Source organism: Streptomyces sp. NPDC015220 (genome assembly GCF_043079345.1).
Classification (GTDB): domain Bacteria; phylum Actinomycetota; class Actinomycetes; order Streptomycetales; family Streptomycetaceae; genus Streptomyces.
In genome coordinates this window covers 522,064-542,885 of the sequence record NZ_JBIBUK010000002.1, presented here as the reverse complement: position 1 = coordinate 542,885, position 20,822 = coordinate 522,064, and the positions used below count along the sequence as shown (strand labels likewise).

Sequence of the window (20,822 nt, the reverse complement as noted above, 5' to 3'; positions counted from 1 at the left end):
CAGGTCCGGGCACTATTTAAAGCAGGGGCGCTACGCGCGTAGAGCGGCCCCTTTCCTGAGGAGAGTGCGCCATCGACGCGTCCAGCAGCCCTCCGCTCACCGCTCGGTCGACAGTCGCGGTAGAGCTCGCGGGCATCACCAAGCGGTTCCCCGGAGTCGTCGCCAACCACGACATCCACCTCACGGTCCGCAAGGGCACCGTGCATGCCCTCGTCGGCGAGAACGGGGCCGGCAAGTCGACCCTGATGAAGATCCTCTACGGCATGCAGAAGCCGGACGAGGGCACCATCGCGGTCGACGGCGAGCAGGTGGCCTTCAACAGCCCCGCCGACGCCATCGTCCGCGGCATCGGCATGGTCCACCAGCACTTCATGCTGGCCGACAACCTGACCGTGCTGGAGAACGTCGTCCTCGGCAGCGAGAAGCTCCACGGCATCGGCGGCGGCGCCCGCAGGAAGATCAAGGAGATCTCCGACCGCTACGGGCTCGGAGTGCGCCCCGACGCGCTGGTCGAGAACCTCGGCGTCGCCGACCGCCAGCGCGTGGAGATCCTCAAGGTCCTCTACCGCGGCGCCCGGACCCTCATCCTCGACGAGCCGACCGCCGTGCTCGTCCCGCAGGAGGTCGACGCGCTCTTCGACAACCTGCGCGAGCTGAAGTCCGAGGGCCTGTCCGTCATCTTCATCTCCCACAAGCTGGGCGAGGTCCTCTCCGTCGCCGACGACATCACCGTCATACGCCGCGGCACCACGGTCGGCACCGCCGTACCGTCCGAGACCACCCCGCGCCAGCTCGCCGAGATGATGGTCGGCAGCGAGCTGCCGACCCCGGAGACGGCCGAGTCGACGGTCACCGACCGGCCTGTCCTCACCGTCGACAGGCTGCGCCTGGAGGCCGAGGGCGGCCGTGCCGTCCTCGACGACATCACCTTCACCATCCACGCCGGCGAGGTCCTCGGCCTCGCGGGCGTCGAGGGCAACGGCCAGACCGAGCTGATCGAGGCCCTCATCGGTCTCAAGCACGCCGACTCCGGCACCATCACCCTCGGGGACCAGGACATCACCCTCTGGCCCACCCGCAGGCGCCGCGAGTCCGGCGTCGGCTACATCCCCGAGGACCGCCACCGCCACGGTCTCCTGCTGGAGGCCCCGCTGTGGGAGAACCGCATCCTCGGGCACGTCACCGAACGCCCCAACGCCAAGGGCTTCTGGCTCGACCCCAAGGGCGCGCAGGAGGACACCCGCCGCATAGTCGAGGCGTACGACGTCCGCACCCCCGGCATCGACGTCACCGCCGCCTCCCTGTCCGGCGGCAACCAGCAGAAGCTGATCGTCGGCCGCGAGATGAGCCACAGCCCGAAGTTCCTGATCGCCGCCCACCCCACCCGCGGCGTGGACGTCGGCGCGCAGGCCGCGATCTGGGACCACATCCGCGAGGCCCGCCGCGAGGGCCTGGCCGTGCTGCTGATCTCCGCCGACCTGGACGAGCTGATCGGTCTGTCCGACACCCTGCGGGTGATCTACAACGGCCGCCTGGTCGCCGACGCCGACCCGGCCACCATCACCCCGGAGGAGCTCGGCTCGGCCATGACGGGCGCCGCCTCCGGCCACCTGGAACACGTAGAGACCACCGACGACGACGCCGGTCCGGAGGACGAGGCCCGATGAAGAAGTTCGACAAGGAGCGGGTGCTCCTCGCGGTGGCCGGGCCGGTCATCGCGCTCGTCGCGGCGATCGTGCTGACCTCGGTCGTGCTGATCGCCTCGGGCAAGAGCCCGATCGAGCCGTACACGCTGATGCTCCAGCAGGCCGGTTACTCCGACGTCCAGGTGCTGATCCTGAACCAGGCGTCGATGTACTACCTGGCCGCGCTCGCGGTCGCCGTCGGCTTCCGCATGAACCTGTTCAACATCGGCGTCGACGGCCAGTACCGGCTCGCCGCGATGATGACCGCCGTGGTCGGCGCCCACCTCGCGCTGCCGTCCTTCCTCCAGATCCCGGTGCTGCTCGTCGTCGGCATGCTCACCGGCGCCTTCTGGGCCGGCATCGCCGGTGTCCTGAAGGTCACCCGGGGCGTCAGCGAGGTCGTCGCCACGATCATGCTGAACGCCATCGCCACCAGCCTCATCGGCTACCTGACCCTGTCGAACGTGTGGGGCGTGCAGGTCGGCAACAACATGACCACCGGCATCATGAAGAACTCCGGCTGGTTCCCCGGCATCGACCTCGGCTCGGACGTCGGCGAGATCTACGGCCTGGTCTTCCTCGCCATCGCCATGGGCGTCGTCTACTGGATCGTCCTCAACCGCACCCGCTTCGGCTTCGACCTGCGCGCCACCGGCGAGTCCGAGTCCGCCGCCGCGGCCTCCGGCGTCGACGCCAAGAGGATGGTGCTCACCGCCATGCTGATCTCCGGCGCGGTCGCGGGCCTGTCCGGCCTGCCGCTGCTGCTCGGCGACGCCCACACCTACAGCCTGAGCTTCCCCACCGGCCTCGGCTTCACCGGCATCACCATCGCCCTGCTCGGCCGCAACAACCCGGTCGGCATCGCGTTCGCCGCGCTCCTGATCGCCTTCCTCGACAAGGCCTCTCCCGCCCTCGACTACGCCACCCCGGTGGCGTACGAGAAGGAGATCGCCACCATCATGCAGGGCCTGATCGTCTTCGCGGTCGTCATCTCCTACGAGGCCGTGCGCCAGTGGGGCCTGCGCCGCCAGCAGAAGCAGGTCGGCGCCGAACTCGCCGCGGCCGCCGCCGCCCAGAACAACTCCGAGAAGAAGGAGGTGGCGGCCCGATGACCACCGCGACCGTCGCCAAGCCGCAGGCGAAGCAGCCCGGCAGGGCCAGCCGCCGGTACTCCCTGCCGGTACTCCTGCTGATCATCGCGGGCGTACTGGTGCTCACGTCGGTCGTCCGCCTGATCACCGGCGCGGACGAGATCACCTCCACCGGACAGATGTCCACCGCGCTGCGCCTGGCCGTGCCGATCGGCCTGGCCGGCCTCGGCGGTCTGTGGGCCGAGCGCGCGGGCGTCGTCAACATCGGCCTCGAGGGCATGATGATCCTCGGCACCTGGTTCGGCGCCTGGGCCGGCTACCAGTGGGGCCCGTGGACCGGTGTCGTCTTCGGCATCGTCGGCGGCGCCCTCGGCGCCCTGCTGCACGCCGTCGCCACGGTGACCTTCAACGTCAACCACATCGTCTCCGGTGTGGCCATCAACATCCTGGCCCTGGGCACCACCCGCTACCTGTCGAAGTTCACCTTCGAGGGCGTCCCGCAGGGCTCCTCCAAGCAGTCCCCGCCGATCGACTCGCTGGGCACCTTCGACATCCCGGGGCTGTCGGACTGGCTGCACACCCTCAACGACAAGCACTGGTTCCTGGTCTCCGACGTCGCCGGCCTGATCGGCGGCCTGATCACCGACCTGTCGCCGCTGACCGTCGTCGCCGTCGCCCTCGTGCCGCTCTCCTGGTGGGTGCTGTGGCGCACCGCGTTCGGACTGCGGCTGCGCTCCTGCGGCGAGAACCCGGTGGCCGCCGAGTCGCTCGGCGTCAACGTCTACAAGTACAAGTACCTCGCCGTGCTCATCTCCGGCGGCTTCGCCGGCCTCGGCGGCGCGTTCCTGTCCATCGTGGCCTCCAACGTCTACCTGGACGGCCAGACCGCCGGCCGCGGCTACATCGGCCTCGCGGCGATGATCTTCGGCAACTGGATGCCGGGCGGCCTCGCCCTCGGCGCGGGCCTGTTCGGTTACACCGACAGCCTGAACCTGCGCGGCGGCACCACCAACGTCCACGCGCTGATCCTGCTGCTGGCGATCCTGCTGGTGTTCGGGGTGGCGTACCTGGTGTGGAAGAAGCGGCTCGTCCCGGCCGTGATCACGGCCGTGGTCTCGGCGCTGATGTTCGTCTGGTACGCCGGCACCGACGACGTGCCGAAGCAGGTCGTGACCGCCACCCCGTACATCGTCACCCTGCTGGTGCTGTCGCTGTCCGCGCAGCACCTGCGGATGCCGAAGGCGGACGGTCTGCCGTACCGGAAGGGACAGGGCAAGTGACCACGGAGACGACGACGGTCGACTGGGCGGCGCTGCGCGAGGAGGCGCGGGCGGCGATGTGCCGCGCCTACGCCCCCTACTCGGGCTACCCGGTCGGCGTCGCCGCCCTGGTCGACGACGGCCGGACCGTCACCGGCTGCAACGTCGAGAACGCCTCCTACGGGATCGGCCTGTGCGCCGAGTGCGGACTCGTCTCGCAGCTGCAGAACAGCGGCGGCGGCCGGCTGACCCACTTCACCTGCGTGGACGGCCGCGGCGACATCCTCGTGCCGTGCGGGCGCTGCCGCCAGCTGCTCTACGAGTTCGGCGGGCCGGACCTGCTGCTGGAGACCCCCGAGGGGATCCTGCCGCTGTCGGAGATGCTGCCGCAGGCCTTCGGCCCGGACCATCTCGCCAAGTGACACCCGAGCGGCCCCTCTGAGCCCGTCCCGGCCCAGGGGGGCCGCCGCTTTTCCCGCACCCCCTCGCACCCTCTCGCACCCTCTCTCCACCACCCTTCGCACCCCGGAAGGAACCGAACACCATGGCCATGGACGCCATCTCCGTCATCCGCACCAAGCGGGACCGCGGCGCGCTCAGCGACGAGCAGATCGACTGGGTCGTCGACGCGTACACCCGCGGGGAGGTCGCCGACGAGCAGATGTCCGCGCTCGCGATGGCCGTCCTGCTCAACGGCATGGACCGCCGGGAGATCGCCCGCTGGACCGCCGCGATGATCGCCTCCGGCGAGCGCATGGACTTCTCCTCCCTGTCCCGTCCCACCGCGGACAAGCACTCCACCGGCGGCGTCGGCGACAAGATCACCCTGCCGCTGGCCCCGCTGGTCGCCGCGTGCGGCGCCGCCGTTCCCCAGCTGTCGGGCCGGGGCCTGGGCCACACCGGCGGCACGCTGGACAAGCTGGAGTCGATCCCCGGCTGGCGCGCGCTGCTCTCGAACGAGGAGATGCTGTCGGTGCTGGACGGCGTCGGCGCGGTGATCTGCGCGGCCGGCGACGGCCTTGCCCCGGCGGACAAGAAGCTGTACGCGCTGCGCGACGTGACCGGCACCGTCGAGGCGATCCCGCTGATCGCCTCCTCCATCATGTCGAAGAAGATCGCCGAGGGCACCGGCTCGCTGGTCCTCGACGTCAAGGTCGGCACCGGCGCCTTCATGAAGACCCTGGCCGACGCCCGGGAGCTGGCGTCCACGATGGTCGGCCTGGGCACCGACCACGGCGTGCGGACGGTGGCGCTCCTGACCGACATGTCGACGCCGCTGGGCCTGACCGCGGGCAACGCCCTGGAGGTCCGCGAGTCGGTGGAGGTCCTGGCCGGCGGCGGCCCGGCGGACGTGGTCGAGCTGACCCTCGCCCTGGCGCGCGAGATGCTGGACGCGGCCGGCCTGAAGGACGCCGATCCGGCCAAGGCGCTGGCCGACGGCTCGGCGATGGACGTCTGGCGCCGGATGATCGCGGCCCAGGGCGGCGACCCGGACGCGCCCCTGCCCACCTCCAAGGAGCAGCACGTGATCACGGCCGCCTCCACCGGCGTCCTGACCCGCCTGGACGCCTACGACATCGGCGTCGCCGCCTGGCGCCTGGGCGCCGGCCGCGCCCGCAAGGAGGACCCGGTGCAGGCGGCGGCGGGCGTGGAACTGCACGCCAAGCCCGGCGACACGGTGACCGCCGGCCAGCCCCTGCTCACCCTGCACACGGACACCCCCGAGCGCTTCGACTACGCGCTCCAGGCGGTCGAGGGCTGCTACGACGTCGCGTCGGCCGACACCGACTTCACCGCCTCGCCGGTGGTGCTGGAGCGTATCGCCTGACCTGCGGTTTCCCCATTCGGGTGAACGGGATCGGTGGACCGCCGCCGGTCCCGTTCGGCATGCTGGGATCGGTGACGCACCGATGGGAGAACCGCCATGAGCGCACTCACCGTGAGCCAGGACCCCGAGCGGAGCTGGGACGACCTCGTCCGGTTCTGGGAGGAGATGGAGTGGCCCGAGGGCAGCAAGGTGGAGATCATCGAGGGGATCGTCACCGTGTCACCTGCTCCCGCACCCCGCCACAACGTCATCGCGGCTCGCATCCAGCGTCGCCTCTACTCCGTGATTCCCGAGGACTGGGAGATCTTCCAGACACTGGCCCTTTCCGTGCCGTCGCGTCTGGGCATGCTCATCCCGGACCTCGTGGTGGCTCCGTTGCCGGACTGCGCGGAATCGGACACCCACGTTCCGGCCGCCGTCGCGGAACTCGTCGTCGAGGTGACCTCCAAGTCCAACGCGCGCCACGACCGCGTCAGCAAGCCCGCCGCCTACGCCACCGCGGGCATCCCGCTGTACCTCCTGGTCGACCGCTGGGCCCCCGACGGTCCCACCGTCACCCTCTACGGCGAGCCGCAGGGCGACGTCTACCGCCCACTGAGCACCGCGAAGTTCGGCGAGCCCGTCAAACTCCCGGCCCCCTTCGACCTGGTGATCGACACCGGTGAGTTCCCGGTGGACTGACGGCGTCCTCACCCCAGCGACGCCGCCACGGCCACCAGCACCGGCACCGACAGCACCGTCGACAGCAGGATCGACTCCTGTGCCAGCGACTCGCCCACCCGGTAGCGGCTCGCGTAGGTGAACAGGTTCTGCGCGGCGGGCAGCGCCGAGGTCACCACGACGTCCAGCAGGGGCGCACCGCGCAGGCCGAACACACCCGTCGCCAGCGCCCAGGCGGCCAGCGGCTGGCCCACCGACTTCAACGCCACCGACAGCAGCACCGGACACCGGTCACGGCCACGACCGGGGGCCGCGCTGCCGCGCAGGGCGATGCCGAAGGCCAGCAGGACGGCCGGGACCGACATGTTGCCGATCAGGGTGAGCGGTTCCAGCACCGGGCCGGGCACCCGCAGACCGGTCGCCGAGACCAGGACACCGGTCAGCGCGCCCACCGCGACCGGGTTGCGCAACGGTGTGAGCAGCCGCCGCCACCAGGGGCCCTTGTCGCCCGCGCCCGACAGGTCCAGCACCGTCAGCGCGACCGGGGTGACCAGCACCTGCTGGAACAGCAGCACCGGGGCCACCAGCGAGGCGTCACCGAGGACGTAGGCGGCGATCGGGATGCCGAGGTTGCCGGAGTTGACGTAACTGGAGCACAGGGCGCCGATCGTGGTGCGGCCCACGCCCCAGCGCCGTACGGCGCCGAACGCCACGAAGACGCCGGCGGCGGCCGCGGTGCTCATCGCCGTGACCAGCAGCCGGCTGGAGAAGACCGCCGACAGGTCGGCCCGGGCGAGCGTGGTGAAGAGCAGCGCCGGGGTCGCCACCTGGAAGGCCAGCCCGGTCAGCACCTCGCGGCCCTGGTCGCCGAGGGAACCGCGCCGCCCGATCACATAGCCGACGCCGATGACGACGGCGATGACCGCGAACCCCGTCAGCACCCCCCGCACACGGCCTCCTCGACCGGAGGGAGGAGGCCGTCGGGTATCCGGGACGGTGCTGATCCGTGAGACATGCGGTCACCCTCCGGGGCGGGAGGGGAACGGGTCAATGTGATCTCCGTCGGCCGCCCTGCCCCCGGCTCGCGCACGGCCGCCGATGAGTTGCGTCCGGGCGGGCGGTCTGCAGACCGTGGACGCCAAGAGACCCGCCCCGCCCGTACTCGTGCTCACCGGACCCGTCACCCGGGAGGAGGCGAGGGGACTGTGCGACGACGTGCGCGGGCTGGTCGCGCTGAGCCGCGCCCGGGTCGTGGTGTGCGACGTGGGCGCCCTGCGGACCCCCGACCTCGGCGCCGTGGACCTCCTGGCGCGGTTGCAGCTCGCCGCCCGGCGCGCGCGGGGCCGGGTCCGCCTGCGCGCTCCGGGACCCGCGCTACTCGCCCTGCTCGGCCTGGTCGGCCTCGCCTTCGAGGTGGAGGGGGAGCCCGAACAGCGGGAACCAGCGCCCGGTGTCGAGGAAGCAGTGGAACCCGGCGATCCGGCCGTCTGAGATCTCCAGCACCTGCACCGCCCACGGGACGAAGCCGCCCCGTTCCGGGTCCGGCTTGTAATGGGCGAAGCCGGGCAGTCCGTTGGCCCGCACCGGCAGCAGCCGGGAGTTCGCGCAGGAGGCGCCCAGGGTCGTCATGAAGCCGGTGATGTCGGCCGGACCAGACAGCCACAGGTCGAACGGCGGCATCGTCATGACCGCGTCCTCGTGCAACAGCGTGGTCAGCGCGGTCATGTCGTACCCCTCGAACGCCCGCACATAGCGCTCCAGCAGTCTCTGCTGCTCCGCGTCCAGCGGGTCGGACACGGCCCCCTCGGCGTGGCCGTCCGCCCGCTCGGCGAGGGTGGCGCGCGCCCGCTGGAGCGCGCTGTTGACCGAGGCGACCGAGGTGCCGAGCAGCTCGGCGACCTCGCTCGCCTTCCAGGCCAGCACCTCACGCAGGATCAGCACCGACCGCTGCTTGGGCGGAAGCCGTTGCAGGGCCGCCATGAAGGCGAGCCGCACGGACTCCTTGGCGACCGCCGCCTCGGCGGGGTCCTCGACCGCCGGCAGCACCCGGCCGTCCGGCATCGGCTCCAGCCAGGTGCTGTCCGGGCGGGGCGACAGCGCCGCCTGGGCCAGCGGGGTCGACTCGGTCAGGTCCATCGGCCGGGCCCGCTTGTTGCCCGCCGTCAGCATGTCCAGGCACACATTGGTCGCGATCCGGTACAGCCAGGACCGGAGGCTGGAACGGCCCTCGAACTTGTCGTGGCTGCGCCAGGCGCGTACCAGGGTGTCCTGGACCGCGTCCTCCGCCTCGAAGGACGAACCGAGCATGCGGTAGCAGTAACCGGTCAGTTCGACCCGGTACCTCTCCAACTCCATGTCCAGGTCCGTCGTCGTCGCCGTACCGTCGCCCATCGTCGTCCACCCACCCCTGCGGCCGTTCCGGTGCCGGATGCCGGTCGTCGCACCCAGCACCGCGGAAGCTATCGCAGGGCACTGACAATCGCCCGGGGGAGCGCGGACGACGCAGGCCGGGCGCGTGGCGGCGGCCGGTCCCCGCACCGGCCGGCCACCACGCGCCCGGAGGGAGCGGGCGGTCAGCGGGCGGCCGCCGGCTCCCGCCGCGCCGCCGCCCGGGCGGCCCGCGACCCGGCGACCGTGATGGTCACCACGCCCAGGACCGCCAGCAGGCCGACCCCGACCGTGCCGGACCAGCCCTCGGCGTGGAAGGCCGTCGCACCGACCGTGCTGCCGACGCTGGAGCCGATGTAGTACGCGGACTGGTAGAGGGCGGAGGCCTGGGCGCGGCCGTGGGTGGCCGTCCTGCTGACCGCCGAGGAGGCGACGGCGTGACCGGCGAAGAAGCCCGCGGTGATCAGGACCAGACCCAGCAGCACCAGCGGGACCGAGTCCAGCAGCGACAGCAGCAGACCGGCCGCCGTCGTCGCGCCCGCCAGGTACAGCGCGCCCCTGCGGCCCAGCCGGCCCACCAGCCGGCCCGCCGTCGACGCCGACACCGTGCCCACCAGGTACACCAGGAAGATCGAGCCGATGACGCCCTGGGGCAGCGAGAACGGGGCCTCGGTCAGGCGGTAGCCGATCACCGTGTAGACACCGCCGAACACCGTCATGAACAGCGCGCCGATCGCGTACAGACGGCGCAGCAGCGGGTCGGACAGGTGGTCGCGTACCGTGCCCGCAAGTACCCGCGGGCGCAGCGAGCCCGGCGTGAAGTGCCTCGGCGCCGGCAGCAGCATCCGGAACGCCACCGCGCAGACCACCGCGATCACGCCGACCGCCCCGACCGCGACCCGCCAGCCCCACTCCTGTGCCACCCAGCCGGTGACGACCCGGCCGCTCATGCCGCCCACGCTGTTGCCCGCCACGAACAGGCCGATCGCCGTGACCAGCGCCCTGGGACGGACCTCCTCCGCCAGATAGGCCTGCGCCGAGGCCGGCAGACCCGCCAGCGCGGCGCCCTGCAACGCCCGCAGCACCACCAGCGTGCCCAGCGACGGCGCGAACGGCACCAGCAGACCGACGGCCACCGCGACGGCCAGCGAGGCCGTCATCACCGTACGGCGGCCGAAACGTTCCGACAGGGCGCTCATCGGCAGGACGAAGAGGGCCAGACCGCCGGTCGCCGCCGCCACTGTCCAGCTCGCCTCGCTCGCCGCCACCCCGTACTCGCCGGAGATCAGCGGCAGCAGCGCCTGCGTGGAGTACAGCAGCGCGAAGGTCGCGACCCCGGCGAGGAAGAGGGCGAGGCTCATCCGGCGGTAGCCGGGGCCGCCCGGGGCCATCCGGGAGTCGGCGGCCTCGGGGACGGGAACGGCGGGAGCGGCGGGAGCGGTGGCTTCCGGTGCGGCGCCCACGACGGTGGACGCCCCGGTATCGGCGGGAGACATGCTTCGACGTTAGGAAGACGACGGTCATCCGTCCAATGCACGGACTCGCCATAATCGTTCCCATGGTGCATCAGCAAAGGTCACGAGCTCGCCTGTCACCGGCCGGTGACACAGAAGTCATCGACAGGAGCGGTGAGGAGGTCGCCCTGCTGCTCGCCCCGCGCCTGGCCCACTTCGCCGGGGTCGCCCGCACCGAGCACGTCACCCGGGCCGCGCGGGAGATGCGGGTCCCGCAGTCCACCCTGTCCCGGGCCATGGTCCGGCTCGAACAGGACCTCGGCGTCGACCTCTTCGCCCGCCGGGGCCGCACCGTCTCCCTCACCCCCGCCGGCCGCACCTTCCTCGCCTCCGTCGAACGCGCCCTCGCCGAGGTCGAGCGCGCCGCCGAAGAGGTGCGCGCCGACGCCGACCCGGCCACCGGCAAGGTCGCCTTCGGCTTCCTGCACACCATGGGCGCCGAGACCGTGCCCGGACTCATCCAGGCGTTCCGCGCCGACCACCCCCGGGTCCGCTTCAGCCTGGTCCAGAACTACGGCGAGGCCATGCTGGAGCGGCTGCGCGCCGGCGAACTGGACCTCTGCCTCACCTCACCCGTCCCGGACGCCCCCGACCTCGTCGCGCGCCGTCTCGACGAGCAGAAGCTGCGCCTGGTCGTCCCGGCCGACCACCGGCTCGCCGCCCGCCGCCGGGTCCGACTCGCCGAGGCCGCCGACGAATCCTTCGTGACCCTGGAGCCCGGGTACGGGCTGCGCCGCATGACCGACGACCTGTGCCGCGAGGCCGGCTTCAAGCCGCGCGTCGCCTTCGAGGGCGAGGAGGCCGAGACGCTGAGGGGCCTGGTGGCGGCCGGCCTCGGGGTGGCCCTGCTGCCGCCGCCGGCCGTGCCCCGGCCGGGCGTGGCCGAGCTGACGGTCACCGCTCCGCGCGCGGCCCGCGAGATCGGCGTCGCCTGGCTGGAGGGGCACCCGGACACACCGCCGGTGGCCGCCTTCAAGAGGTTCCTGCTCTCGCGCCGGGGCAGGCTGCTGCCGTGACCGGCCGGTGGCGGCGGGACGCACACGGCGGGACGCGGCAGGACCCGCGCGGCAGCCCCGGGAACGGCGGGACCCGCTGCGGCAGGCCCGGGAACGGCGGGACCCGCTGCGGCGGATCCGGGAACGGCGGGACCCGCTGCGGCGGGCCCGGGAACGGCGGGACCCGCTGCGGCGGGCCCTACCGACGCAGGGTCTTCCCGAACCCCGCCGCCAGCGGCATCCGCAGTCCCAGCGGCGGGGGCGCGGCCAGCGCGTCCCGGACCGGCCGGGAGAACGCCCGCCCGAACAGCGTCCCCATCATGAAGTCCGCGGCCAGCGCGGTGACTTCGTCGCGGTACTGGCGCAGCCCGTGCCCGTCGGTGTGGACCTCGAACCGGCACACCTCCCGGTTCGCCTTCTTCGCCCGTGCCGCGAACCGGAAGGACAGCTCCGGGTCGGTCCGCTCGTCGTTGGTGCCGTGCACGATCAGCACCTGGCGCCCGGCGAGCTGCTTCACCGGTTCGGGGGAGGCGGCGACATCGTCCTCGGGCAGCCAGGGGGCTATCGCCACCACGGAGCTGACGGCCTCGTGTCCGCCCGCGTGCAGCGCCGCCCGGCCGCCCATGTCCATCCCGGCGAGGCAGACCGGAACGTCGCCGTAGCGCCGTACGATCTCGTCCACCGCCCACGCGGCGTCGCGGGCGGGATGCGCCTGGCTGCCGTTCCAGCCGCGGTAGCGGTAGTGCACCACATGGGTGGCCAGGCCCTCGTCACGGCCGGCGCGGGCCAGCCGGCGCCCCAGGGCGCGCATGGAGGCGGCCGCCAGCACCGCCGAGGGTCTGCGGCCCGACACCTCCCGGCCGCCCGGGAGCAGCAGCACCGCTCCGCTCACCGCCGTCGGCTCCGGGCCGAGCGTCCTCCCCAGCCGGGCCGTGCGAACCGGCGTCGCTTGCTGTGCCATGACAGAACAGTGTCAGAAGCGTCGGTGTACGCCACCCGTCCGCGCGGTCACTGTTACGTATCGACCCGAGCGCGCACGGCGTGAACCGGCCGCGCGCGCCGCCGTTCCCGCACGGCGCTTTCTACGCGCGTAGGAGTTAGAGTGCGGAAATGACGAGCCAGACTGCCCATCAGGGGACCGCACCGAGCTCGGACCAGATCCTCCGGGCCCCCAAGGTCCTGCTGCACGACCACCTCGACGGCGGTCTCCGCCCGGCCACCGTCGTCGAACTCGCCCGGGACGCCGGGTACTCCCAACTCCCCGAGACCGACCCGGAGAAACTCGGCCTGTGGTTCCGCGAGGCGGCCGACTCCGGCTCCCTGGAACGGTATCTGGAGACCTTCTCCCACACCGTCGGCGTCATGCAGACCCGGGACGCTCTCGTCCGGGTCGCCCGCGAGTGCGCCCAGGACCTCGCCGCCGACGGCGTCGTCTACGCCGAGGTGCGCTACGCCCCCGAGCAGCACCTGACCGACGGGCTGACCCTGGAGGAGGTCGTCGAGGCCGTCGACGAGGGCTTCCGGGAAGGGGAACGCCTCGCCCTCGACGCCGGCCGGCGCATCCGGATCGGCGCCCTGCTCACCGCCATGCGGCACGCGGCCCGCTCCCTGGAGATCGCCGAACTCGCCGAGCGGTACCGGGACGCGGGGGTCGTCGGCTTCGACATCGCGGGCGCCGAGGCCGGCTACCCGCCCACCCGGCACCTGGACGCCTTCGAGTTCCTGAAGCGGGCCAACAACCACTTCACCATCCACGCCGGCGAGGCCTTCGGTCTGCCCTCCATCTGGCAGGCCCTGCAGTGGTGCGGCGCCGACCGGCTCGGCCACGGGGTGCGGATCATCGACGACATCACCGTCCACGAGGACGGCACGGTGGAACTCGGGCGGCTCGCCTCCTACGTCCGGGACAAGCGCGTCCCGCTGGAACTGTGCCCCAGCTCCAACATCCAGACCGGCGCGGCGGATTCGTACGCCGATCACCCGATCGGGCTGCTGCGCCGGCTCCATTTCCGCGCCACGGTCAACACGGACAACCGTCTCATGTCCCACACCGGCATGAGCCGGGAATTCGAGCACCTCGTCGAGGCCTTCGGTTACACACTCGACGACATGCAGTGGTTCTCCGTCAATGCGATGAAGTCGGCGTTCATTCCTTTCGATGAACGTCTGGCGATGATCAACGACGTGATCAAGCCCGGATACGCGGCGCTGAAATCCGAATGGCTGTTTAACCAGACGGCGTCCACCAGCGGTTCCGCGACCTCGGACGGCTGATCGCAAAAGACCGGGCGCTCGTCTCCTTCACATTCCCGTCCGCGATCGGGCGTTTGCGGCCGGGGCTGTGGCGTGTTTACGGTCGGTCACCGCTCGGTCCCCCCGCCTTCCACTCAAGGACGCGTTCTCATGAAGCAGTCTGCCGCCAAGACCCTCGGTGTCGCCGCTCTCGGCGCCGCTTTCGCCGCAGTCGGCGCGGGCGCGGCGAACGCCGCGCCGGCCGTCCCGGACGCCGGTCAGCCGCTGGGCGCCGTCGCCAGGGAGATCCCGACGGACAGTGTCGCCAAGCAGCTGCCGGGAACCGGTGAGACGCTGAACCAGGCCAAGCCGGCGCTCCGGTCCGGGCTCGCCACCGCCCGGGACGTCCAGCGCGGCCGGTCCGGTCCGCGCGCGGGCCTGCTCGGCGGGATGCCGATCAAGGGTATGCAGGTGGGCAGCCTCCCGCTGAGCTGAACCGGCGCCGTCGCCGGAAGCCGGCATCGACAGCGGCATCGACAGCGGCTTCGACACGCCGTCGGGGCGCACCCCTGATCCTGCTTCAGGGTGCGCCCCGACGGCGTCCGCGCACGGTGACCGCGTCAGCGGCTACCAGGCCGTGCGGGCGGGCTTGCCCTCGGCGGGCAGCAGGATCCACAGCGCGAGGTAGAGCAGGAACTGCGGGCCCGGCAGCAGGCAGGACAGCAGGAAGATCACCCGCATCGTGGTCGCGGAGGTACCGAAGCGCCGGGCCAGCGCGGCGCACACTCCGCCGATCACGCGGCCGTGGGTGGGGCGGGCAAGGGCGTTCATCGTGTTGCCTCCGTGAACCGTCGGTGGTGCGGGGCCTCCCCGTCGGCGACCCCGTCTGACACCCACGTTACGGAGACGAAGGGGGCAAAACGTCGCTCCAAGGGGCGATACCGACCCTGGGAATCGTCGGGGTCCGACCCTGAGCCGGGTCCTCCTGGCGGACGGCCGGGACGTCCCGGCGCCCGGCCCTGCGACGGAGGCCGGCACGGGCCGCGGGAACGGCCGCGAGGTGGGTGACGGCGACCCCCAGCGTGTTCAGCAGCAGCGTGTCGACGTCCACGACCCGGCCCGGCACACCGGTCTGCAACAGGGCGATGCCCAGCGAGATCAGGGCGCCCGCGGCGACGGTGCGGACCAGGGAGGCGAGCGGGGAGACACACAGCCTGCCGTGTGCCAGGGGCAGCAGCACACCCAGCGGGGCCAGCAGGCCGAGTCCCTCGCCGATGCGCCGGACGGCCTCGGCCCCGCCCAGCGCCAGGTCGGCGCGGACGGTGGCGAACGGACGCAAGTTGGCCGGCATCACCCAGGGGACGTCCAGCGGCCGCAGCATCAGCCAGGCGACGAGCGCGAGATGGGCGACGAGGAGGACACCCCCTGTCACGCGGACGCGGATCACGGCGCTGCCGCCGATGGAGCCTTGACGCTGCACGCCCCCGTAGACGCGCCTTCCGGCGCGGTCGGTTCCGGGACCGCCCGGACCCGGCGGAATGAGGCACGCGCCACATCCCCGCCCCGTCCGGGTGGGCGCGGCCACCTGGGCGGGACTCGCGCGCCCCTCCGGCGGGCGCGACCAGCGCGGCCACGGCGGGCGCGAGGAGGGCGCGGGGGGTGCCAGGGGGGCGCGGCGGGTGCCCCGGGGGCCTCGGCGGGCGCCGGGCGCCCGGCGCGTCAGCCCGCCGTCACCTCCGTCGACGGGGGCTGCGTCGTGCCCGGCCGGGTGCGGAGGTCGTCGGTGCACTCGTAGCGGCGCAGACCGGCGCCGGCGGGCCCGCCGAGGACGACCGAACCGTCGCCCTCGGCCGCCGCCGAGTCGGACAGCGTGCAGACGATCTGCGCGAGCGCGTACGAGTCGAGGGCGGCCGGGGCGGTGCTCAGCCGGAGGGTGTCCTCGGGGTCCTTGGGGCGCGGCCCGGCGACGGTCAGGCCACGTGGCACGTGTGTGGTGTACCCGGCCGCCTTCTCGCTGGCCGAGGGCACGGCGGCGAGCTGCTCCAGCAGCCCCTGGGCCACGATCATCCGCCGCCGCGCGTCCGCCGTGCCCTCGGGCACCCGCACCGTGCGGTCGACGGTCACCAGCGACGAACCGCACAGCAGGAACACCTGCACGGGCACGCCGCGCGAGGTCTGCGTGGCCAGGTCGGGCTGTGTCAGCGAGCAGGGCACCCGGGAGGGCGCGCCGCCGAAGTCGGTGGGCACCTCGGTGGGGCGGATGCCGCACCCGGCGAGCAGCAGGGCCAGCGCGGGCAGCGCCGGCAGGCAGTGGCGCAGCACCGCGCCGCGCCCGCGTCCGTCTCGTGCCGTCATCGGGCGCCCCCCTTCGATCCGCCGTCCGCGCCGTCCTTCGCCCGGACGTCGCCGCCGGCGTCCGCGCCCGGCTCCGCGGCGAGGTCGGAGACGTCCTGCGGCAGCCGCAGCGTGAACACCGCCCCGCCTTCCGGCGAGTTGGCGGCGGTGATGTCACCGCCGTGGATGTGCGCGTTGTTCAGGGCGATGGACAGGCCCAGACCGCTGCCCTCCGAGCGGGGCCGTGAGGCACTCGCCTTGTAGAACCGGTCGAAGACGTGCGGCAGGACGTCCTCCGGGATGCCCGGCCCGTGATCGCGCACCTGGATGACGATCTGCGCGGCCCCGGCCGTCTCCCCGGCCGATTCGCGCACCGAGACCCGCACCGGCGACCCGCCGTGCTTGAGGGCGTTGCCGATGAGGTTGGCGAGGATGACGTCCAGGCGGCGCGGGTCCAGGCGGGCGTGGATGCCCCGGTCGGCGTCCAGCTCCACCGCGTCCAGCCAGGCGCGGGCGTCGATGCAGGCGGTGATCTGGTCGGCGATGTCCACGTCGTCCAGGACCAGGCGGGCGGTGCCCGCGTCGAAGCGGGTGACCTCCATCAGGTTCTCGACCAGGTTGTTCAGCCGCCGGGTCTCGCTGACGACGAGCCGGACCGCGGGTTCGATCATCGGATCGATGCCGCCGCCCTCGAACTCCAGCTCCTCCTCCAGCACCTCCGTCACGGCGGTGATGGCGGTCAGCGGCGTACGCAGCTCGTGGCTCATGTCCGCCACGAAGCGTCGCGAGGCCTCGTCCCGGGCCGCCATGTCGGCGACCCGCTTCTCCAGCGCCTCGGCCGCGTTGTTGAACGTGCGTGAGAGGTCGGCCAGTTCGTCCGTGCCGGACACCCTCAGCCGGGTGTCGAGCCTGCCCTCGCCGAGTCGCCGCGCGGCGACGCCGAGCCGGTGCACCGGCTTCAGCACGGTCGTGGCGGCGGCCTGCGCCAGCAGCGCGGCGCCGACCAGCGCGAGCGCGGTGGCGACCCCCAGCGACCAGGCCAGCGAGTTGAGGTCCTTGGCCTCCGGCTCCAGCGACTTGAGCATGTAGCCGGTCGGGCCGCCGCCGATGATCCGGGTGCCGGCCACCAGATACGGCGTGCCGTGCTCGGTGACCCGCTGCCAGTACAGGTGGTAGGGCGACTTGTTGGCCGCGTCGAGCGGCTGCCGCTTGTCCACCGCGGTGCGCAGCGACCGGGGCACGTCCTCCAGCGCGAAACCGCTCAGGCCGCCGGAGTTGCCGTACACCGCCCGGCCGTCGGCGTCCTGGCCCACCAGCAGCACGCTGAACCGCTGGCTGCTGTTGGCCATCTGACCGGCCGTGTGCTGCAACTGGTCCTGGGTCGGGTGCACGGGCAGCGTGCCCGCCCTGTTGCGCATCTCCTGCTGGAAGTCGCGCAGCACCGCGTCCTGGGTACGGGTGAGCACCGCCTCGCGGTTGAGCCAGTAGGCGATCCCGGACGCCGACACCGCGGCGGTCAGCGCCACCAGCGCGAAGACCACCACGAGTCGCAGCCGCAGACTGGTGAAGCGCAGCCGGGACAGTGCCTTCGCGCGCCCCGCGGCCCAGCCGCGGAGCCCCCCTCGCCGTCGTGTCACTGAGGCGCGTCCAGGCGGTATCCGACTCCGCGCACGGTACGGATCAGCGTCGGGGACGACGGCACGTCCTCGACCTTGGCGCGCAGCCGCTGCACGCACGCGTCCACGAGGCGCGAGTCGCCGAGGTAGTCGTGCTCCCACACCAGCCGCAGCAACTGCTGCCGGGACAGCGCCTGCCCGGGCCGCCGGCTCAGTTCCAGGAGCAGCCGCAGCTCGGTGGGCGTGAGCTGGAGGTCCTCGCCGTTCTTCGTGACCGTCATCGCCGAACGGTCGATGACCAGGCCGCCGAACGTCGCCGAGTCGGTCGCCTCCCGCTCGCCGCGTCGCAGCACGGCCCGGATCCGGGCGTCCAGCACCCGTCCCTGCACGGGCTTGACGACATAGTCGTCGGCACCGGACTCCAGACCCACCACCACGTCGATGTCGTCGCTGCGGGCGGTCAGCAGGATGATCGGCAACTGGTCCGTGCGCCGGATGCGCCGGCACACCTCGAAGCCGTCGATGCCGGGCAGCATCACGTCCAGCACGATCAGGTCCGGCCGCTGCTCGCGCAGCAGTTTCAGACCGTCCTCGCCGCTGGCAGCGGTGGCCACCCGGTGCCCCTGGCGGGTCAGTGAGAGCTCCAGGGCCGTCCGGATGGCGTCGTCGTCCTCGATCAGCAACAGGGAAGGCACGGGCCTCATTCTGGCCCATCCGGGGTCGGGCTTTCGACACCCCCACGGCTACCTGCGCGTGACGGGGAGCCCGTTACCCCTGTGACAGGTCTGTGACAGTCGGCGGACACGGCCATGAAGTCACGGCGGAAGGATTCTCGGCACAGGCAGGAACGCAGGACGGACACCGGAACTCCACGACGGGGGGCGCGAGATGAACACGCTGCACAGCACCAGCACCAGCGCAGTGGTCACGCGTCTGCACGACGTGGCCCGGGGACCGGAGAAGTCCGGCGCCGAGGGGGGTCCCTCCCGCGCGAGCGTGTTCGAGCGTGGGGGAGGACGGGGGTGCGCTCGCGGTAGCGGGCGTCAGCACACCGCTTGGATGTCGGTGGTTGACGAGCACACGGGGGAAACGCACGGGGGAACCGCGTACGGGGAGGGTTCGGGGGAGCGTCGGGCCCGGTCGGAGGCGGAGTTCACCGCCTACGTCCAGGAGCGCCGCGCCTCCCTGTACGCAACCGCCTACCACCTCACCGGCGACCGCTTCGAGGCCGAGGACCTGCTGCAGAGCGCGCTGTTCTCGACGTACCGGGCGTGGGACCGGATCAGCGACAAGGCGGCCGTCGGCGGATACCTCCGCCGCACCATGACCAACCTGCACATCAGCGCCTGGCGGCGCCGCAAGCTCAACGAGTACCCGACCGAGGAACTGCCGGAGACGCCCGGCGACACGGACGCCATGCGCGGCACCGAACTGCGCGCCGTCCTGTGGCAGGCACTGGCCCGGCTGCCCGAACTCCAGCGCACCATGCTGGTCCTCCGCTACTACGAGGGCCGCACGGACCCGGAGATCGCCGACATCCTCGGCATCAGCGTCGGCACGGTGAAGTCCAGCATCTGGCGCTCGCTGCGCCGGCTGCGCGAGGACGAGGTCCTCAGCTTCGGCCGTGACCAGGAGGAGTCCTTCGGCGAGCTCGTCGCCTGAGCAAGCCGGAGGTACGGGGGGAAGAACGGGGGAGCGGTACCGGGGGGACCCCACGGGGGAACGCGGGGAACGGTACCGAGGGGGCCCACGGGGGGACCCTGGGGGAGCACCGCCACGGGGGAAGTGGGGGAGCACGAAGGAGCGGGACCGGAGGGCTGGGGGGCCGTCCGGTCCCGTTCCGCGTGCGCGCGTTGCCGCCCCGCTCGCCGGCGCCGGCGAGCCGCCGGACGTGCCGGCGCCGGCACGCGGCGGCCGGGGCCGGGCGGCCGGGCGCGCCGGGGTCAGGCGGCCGAAGGCGCCTGGGTCTGCCGGCCCGCCGCCGCGGCCGCCAGTCGGCCCAGCGCCTCCTCCCGGTCGCAGGCGTGCGCGCCCAGCGCGACCTGCCGGGCGACGATCGACCGTTCGGCACGCATCAGCCGCCATCCGCGGCGCAACAGGAACGGCACCGACTTGCGGCCCTCCTTCAGGTCCCGCAGGAAACGCCGGCGGAAGGTGGTGACCGGTCCGCGGGTCAGGCACAGCGCGTCGGCCAGCACCCCCAGCTCGCGGCAGCGCTCCACGATCTCGGCGGCGAAGATTCCTTCCGCGATGAACAGCGGGGTACGGCCGATGTGCAGGGTGTCCTCGCCGGTACGGGCGCTGCGTGCGATGTCGTACACCGGCACCCCGGTGCTGCCCGTGGCGCACAGCCGGCCGATCGCCGCGAGCGCGACCTCCGCGTCCCACGACCCGGGGTGGTCCCAGTCGATGTCCGAACTTCCCTCCACCAGCGGCAGCGTCGGGTCGTCGCCCTCCTTGTAGAAGTCGTCGAGGCGCAGCACGGGCAGCCCGGCAAGGGCGGCGACCAGGGACTTGCCCGAGCCCGAGGGGCCGCAGAGCAGCACGACACGGGCGGGTGACGGGGGATGAAGGCTCACGGAACACCAGTTTGACGCATGGTGGCCCGACTGCCGACCCCGCGGGTCGGCTTTGGAACGTGGGTCGCCCCTCAACTACCCTGTGCGCTGTCTCCGTTACCCAGAGCAGCAGAAGGCGGCACCAGAAATGGCTCGACACGGGTCCTTCCCCCAGTCCACCGCACGGCGCGTCCTGGTCGCCGTCGCGACCGCCGGGGCCGCCCTGGGCGCGGGCGCGACGACGGCGGTGGCGGAAGCCGCCCCGGCCGGGAACCAGACGCACGAGACCGTCACTCCGGGCGAGTTCAGCCCGGGCGCGGCCACGCGGACGCTGACCGGCACGGTCGGCCACGCCACCGGACCGGTCACCGGGCTCAAGCCCAACCCCCTCGCCGGCACCGGGGTCGACCCGCTCGACAACGGCGTCGGCACCCAGGTCGCCGACTTCCGGCCGGTGAGTTCGAAGGCGATCACCGCACCGGTGGCCGAGGCGCCGTCGGTCGGCGCGATGCCCGTCGTCGGCCAGGCGGCCGGGGCGCTGCGCTGACGCACGCCCGAGCGCACAGGAGAGAGCCGCGTCTCCCCCGGACGGAGGGGAGGCGCGGCTCTCGTCCGCGCGAGCGCCCGCGGGGGCGCTCAGAGGCGGACCGGACCGTTCCGAG

The 20,822-nt window shown here is 72.7% G+C and carries 22 protein-coding genes; 12 read left to right on the top strand and 10 right to left on the bottom strand.

Translation table 11 applies throughout. The features are described from left to right. The first annotated feature begins 71 nt into the window (after positions 1–71). The 6 genes from ACF061_RS07305 (at position 72) to ACF061_RS07280 (ending at position 6,544) form a co-directional block, all read left to right on the top strand. Positions 72–1,667 carry an ABC transporter ATP-binding protein gene (locus tag ACF061_RS07305; protein WP_392266173.1) on the top strand — a complete coding sequence of 532 codons (1,596 nt, stop codon included), beginning with the start codon at positions 72–74 and terminating at the stop codon, positions 1,665–1,667. After that, entirely contained in the window at positions 1,664–2,797 is a 1,134-nt protein-coding gene (locus tag ACF061_RS07300) for an ABC transporter permease (RefSeq protein WP_392265830.1), read from the top strand. Before ACF061_RS07305 ends, ACF061_RS07300 begins: the two co-directional genes overlap by 4 nt. Continuing rightward, positions 2,794–4,056, top strand: a complete 1,263-nt coding sequence (locus tag ACF061_RS07295; RefSeq protein ID WP_392265829.1) for an ABC transporter permease — start codon at positions 2,794–2,796, stop codon at positions 4,054–4,056. Before ACF061_RS07300 ends, ACF061_RS07295 begins: the two co-directional genes overlap by 4 nt. Then, positions 4,053–4,457: a cytidine deaminase gene (locus ACF061_RS07290; RefSeq protein WP_392265828.1), complete on the top strand. Its 405-nt coding sequence runs from the start codon at positions 4,053–4,055 to the stop codon at positions 4,455–4,457. Before ACF061_RS07295 ends, ACF061_RS07290 begins: the two co-directional genes overlap by 4 nt. 122 nt (positions 4,458–4,579) lie before the next feature. Further along, entirely contained in the window at positions 4,580–5,863 is a 1,284-nt protein-coding gene (locus ACF061_RS07285) for a thymidine phosphorylase (protein WP_392265827.1), read from the top strand. A 96-nt stretch (positions 5,864–5,959) separates the two neighbouring features. Further along, positions 5,960–6,544, top strand: coding sequence for a Uma2 family endonuclease (locus ACF061_RS07280; protein WP_392265826.1), 585 nt, complete (start codon positions 5,960–5,962; stop codon positions 6,542–6,544). Positions 6,545–6,552: 8 nt separating this feature from the next. Here the strand turns inward: ACF061_RS07280 and ACF061_RS07275 are convergent, their stop codons facing one another. Next, positions 6,553–7,473 (bottom strand): AEC family transporter, encoded by a 921-nt coding sequence (locus ACF061_RS07275; RefSeq protein WP_392265825.1) that lies wholly within the window; start codon positions 7,471–7,473, stop codon positions 6,553–6,555. Positions 7,474–7,621: 148 nt separating this feature from the next. On the opposite strand from ACF061_RS07275, the gene ACF061_RS07270 reads away from it, so the two are divergent. Next, the gene (locus ACF061_RS07270; RefSeq protein ID WP_392265824.1) at positions 7,622–8,014 is read left to right on the top strand and encodes an STAS domain-containing protein; all 393 of its coding nucleotides are present in this window, start codon (positions 7,622–7,624) and stop codon (positions 8,012–8,014) included. Here ACF061_RS07270 and ACF061_RS07265 read toward each other — a convergent pair. Next, positions 7,898–8,914, bottom strand: a complete 1,017-nt coding sequence (locus ACF061_RS07265) for a sigma-70 family RNA polymerase sigma factor (protein WP_392265823.1) — start codon at positions 8,912–8,914, stop codon at positions 7,898–7,900. The genes ACF061_RS07270 and ACF061_RS07265 overlap by 117 nt on opposite strands. Before the next feature lie 182 nt (positions 8,915–9,096). Beyond that, complete coding sequence (locus tag ACF061_RS07260) at positions 9,097–10,407, bottom strand: MFS transporter (RefSeq protein ID WP_392265822.1); 1,311 nt, start codon at positions 10,405–10,407, stop codon at positions 9,097–9,099. A gap of 62 nt (positions 10,408–10,469) precedes the next feature. On the opposite strand from ACF061_RS07260, the gene ACF061_RS07255 reads away from it, so the two are divergent. Continuing rightward, entirely contained in the window at positions 10,470–11,441 is a 972-nt protein-coding gene (locus tag ACF061_RS07255; RefSeq protein WP_392265821.1) for a LysR substrate-binding domain-containing protein, read from the top strand. Positions 11,442–11,619: 178 nt separating this feature from the next. Here the strand turns inward: ACF061_RS07255 and ACF061_RS07250 are convergent, their stop codons facing one another. Next, positions 11,620–12,381: an alpha/beta hydrolase family protein gene (locus ACF061_RS07250; protein WP_392265820.1), complete on the bottom strand. Its 762-nt coding sequence runs from the start codon at positions 12,379–12,381 to the stop codon at positions 11,620–11,622. 149 nt (positions 12,382–12,530) lie between these two features. Here ACF061_RS07250 and ACF061_RS07245 point away from each other — a divergent pair, with 149 nt between their 5' ends. Beyond that, a complete protein-coding gene (locus ACF061_RS07245) occupies positions 12,531–13,694 on the top strand; it encodes an adenosine deaminase (RefSeq protein WP_392265819.1) in 1,164 nt (387 codons plus the stop codon). 129 nt (positions 13,695–13,823) lie between these two features. Next, positions 13,824–14,147 carry an ATP-binding protein gene (locus ACF061_RS07240; protein WP_392265818.1) on the top strand — a complete coding sequence of 108 codons (324 nt, stop codon included), beginning with the start codon at positions 13,824–13,826 and terminating at the stop codon, positions 14,145–14,147. Between the two features lie 132 nt (positions 14,148–14,279). On the opposite strand, the gene ACF061_RS07235 is transcribed toward ACF061_RS07240, so the two are convergent. The 5 genes from ACF061_RS07235 to afsQ1 all read right to left on the bottom strand — a co-directional run bounded on the left by ACF061_RS07235 (position 14,280) and on the right by afsQ1 (position 18,297). Beyond that, complete coding sequence (locus ACF061_RS07235; RefSeq protein ID WP_392265817.1) at positions 14,280–14,483, bottom strand: PspC domain-containing protein; 204 nt, start codon at positions 14,481–14,483, stop codon at positions 14,280–14,282. A 67-nt stretch (positions 14,484–14,550) separates the two neighbouring features. Next, entirely contained in the window at positions 14,551–15,132 is a 582-nt protein-coding gene (locus ACF061_RS07230) for a VanZ family protein (RefSeq protein ID WP_392265816.1), read from the bottom strand. A gap of 239 nt (positions 15,133–15,371) precedes the next feature. Continuing rightward, the gene (locus tag ACF061_RS07225; protein ID WP_392265815.1) at positions 15,372–16,007 is read right to left on the bottom strand and encodes a hypothetical protein; all 636 of its coding nucleotides are present in this window, start codon (positions 16,005–16,007) and stop codon (positions 15,372–15,374) included. Next, on the bottom strand, positions 16,004–17,623 hold the full coding sequence (locus ACF061_RS07220; RefSeq protein WP_392265814.1) for a sensor histidine kinase: 1,620 nt from the start codon (positions 17,621–17,623) through the stop codon (positions 16,004–16,006). The genes ACF061_RS07225 and ACF061_RS07220 overlap by 4 nt, the downstream gene beginning before the upstream one ends. Beyond that, positions 17,620–18,297 carry a two-component system response regulator AfsQ1 gene (gene afsQ1 / locus ACF061_RS07215; RefSeq protein ID WP_392265813.1) on the bottom strand — a complete coding sequence of 226 codons (678 nt, stop codon included), beginning with the start codon at positions 18,295–18,297 and terminating at the stop codon, positions 17,620–17,622. The genes ACF061_RS07220 and afsQ1 overlap by 4 nt, the downstream gene beginning before the upstream one ends. Before the next feature lie 193 nt (positions 18,298–18,490). Between afsQ1 and ACF061_RS07210 the strand changes: the two genes are divergently transcribed. Continuing rightward, entirely contained in the window at positions 18,491–19,264 is a 774-nt protein-coding gene (locus ACF061_RS07210) for a SigE family RNA polymerase sigma factor (RefSeq protein ID WP_392265812.1), read from the top strand. Positions 19,265–19,545: 281 nt separating this feature from the next. Here ACF061_RS07210 and ACF061_RS07205 read toward each other — a convergent pair whose 3' ends face one another. Further along, positions 19,546–20,148, bottom strand: a complete 603-nt coding sequence (locus tag ACF061_RS07205) for a uridine kinase (protein ID WP_392266172.1) — start codon at positions 20,146–20,148, stop codon at positions 19,546–19,548. A 160-nt stretch (positions 20,149–20,308) separates the two neighbouring features. Between ACF061_RS07205 and ACF061_RS07200 the strand changes: the two genes are divergently transcribed. Then, positions 20,309–20,707 (top strand): hypothetical protein, encoded by a 399-nt coding sequence (locus ACF061_RS07200; RefSeq protein WP_392265811.1) that lies wholly within the window; start codon positions 20,309–20,311, stop codon positions 20,705–20,707. Positions 20,708–20,822 lie beyond the last annotated feature (115 nt).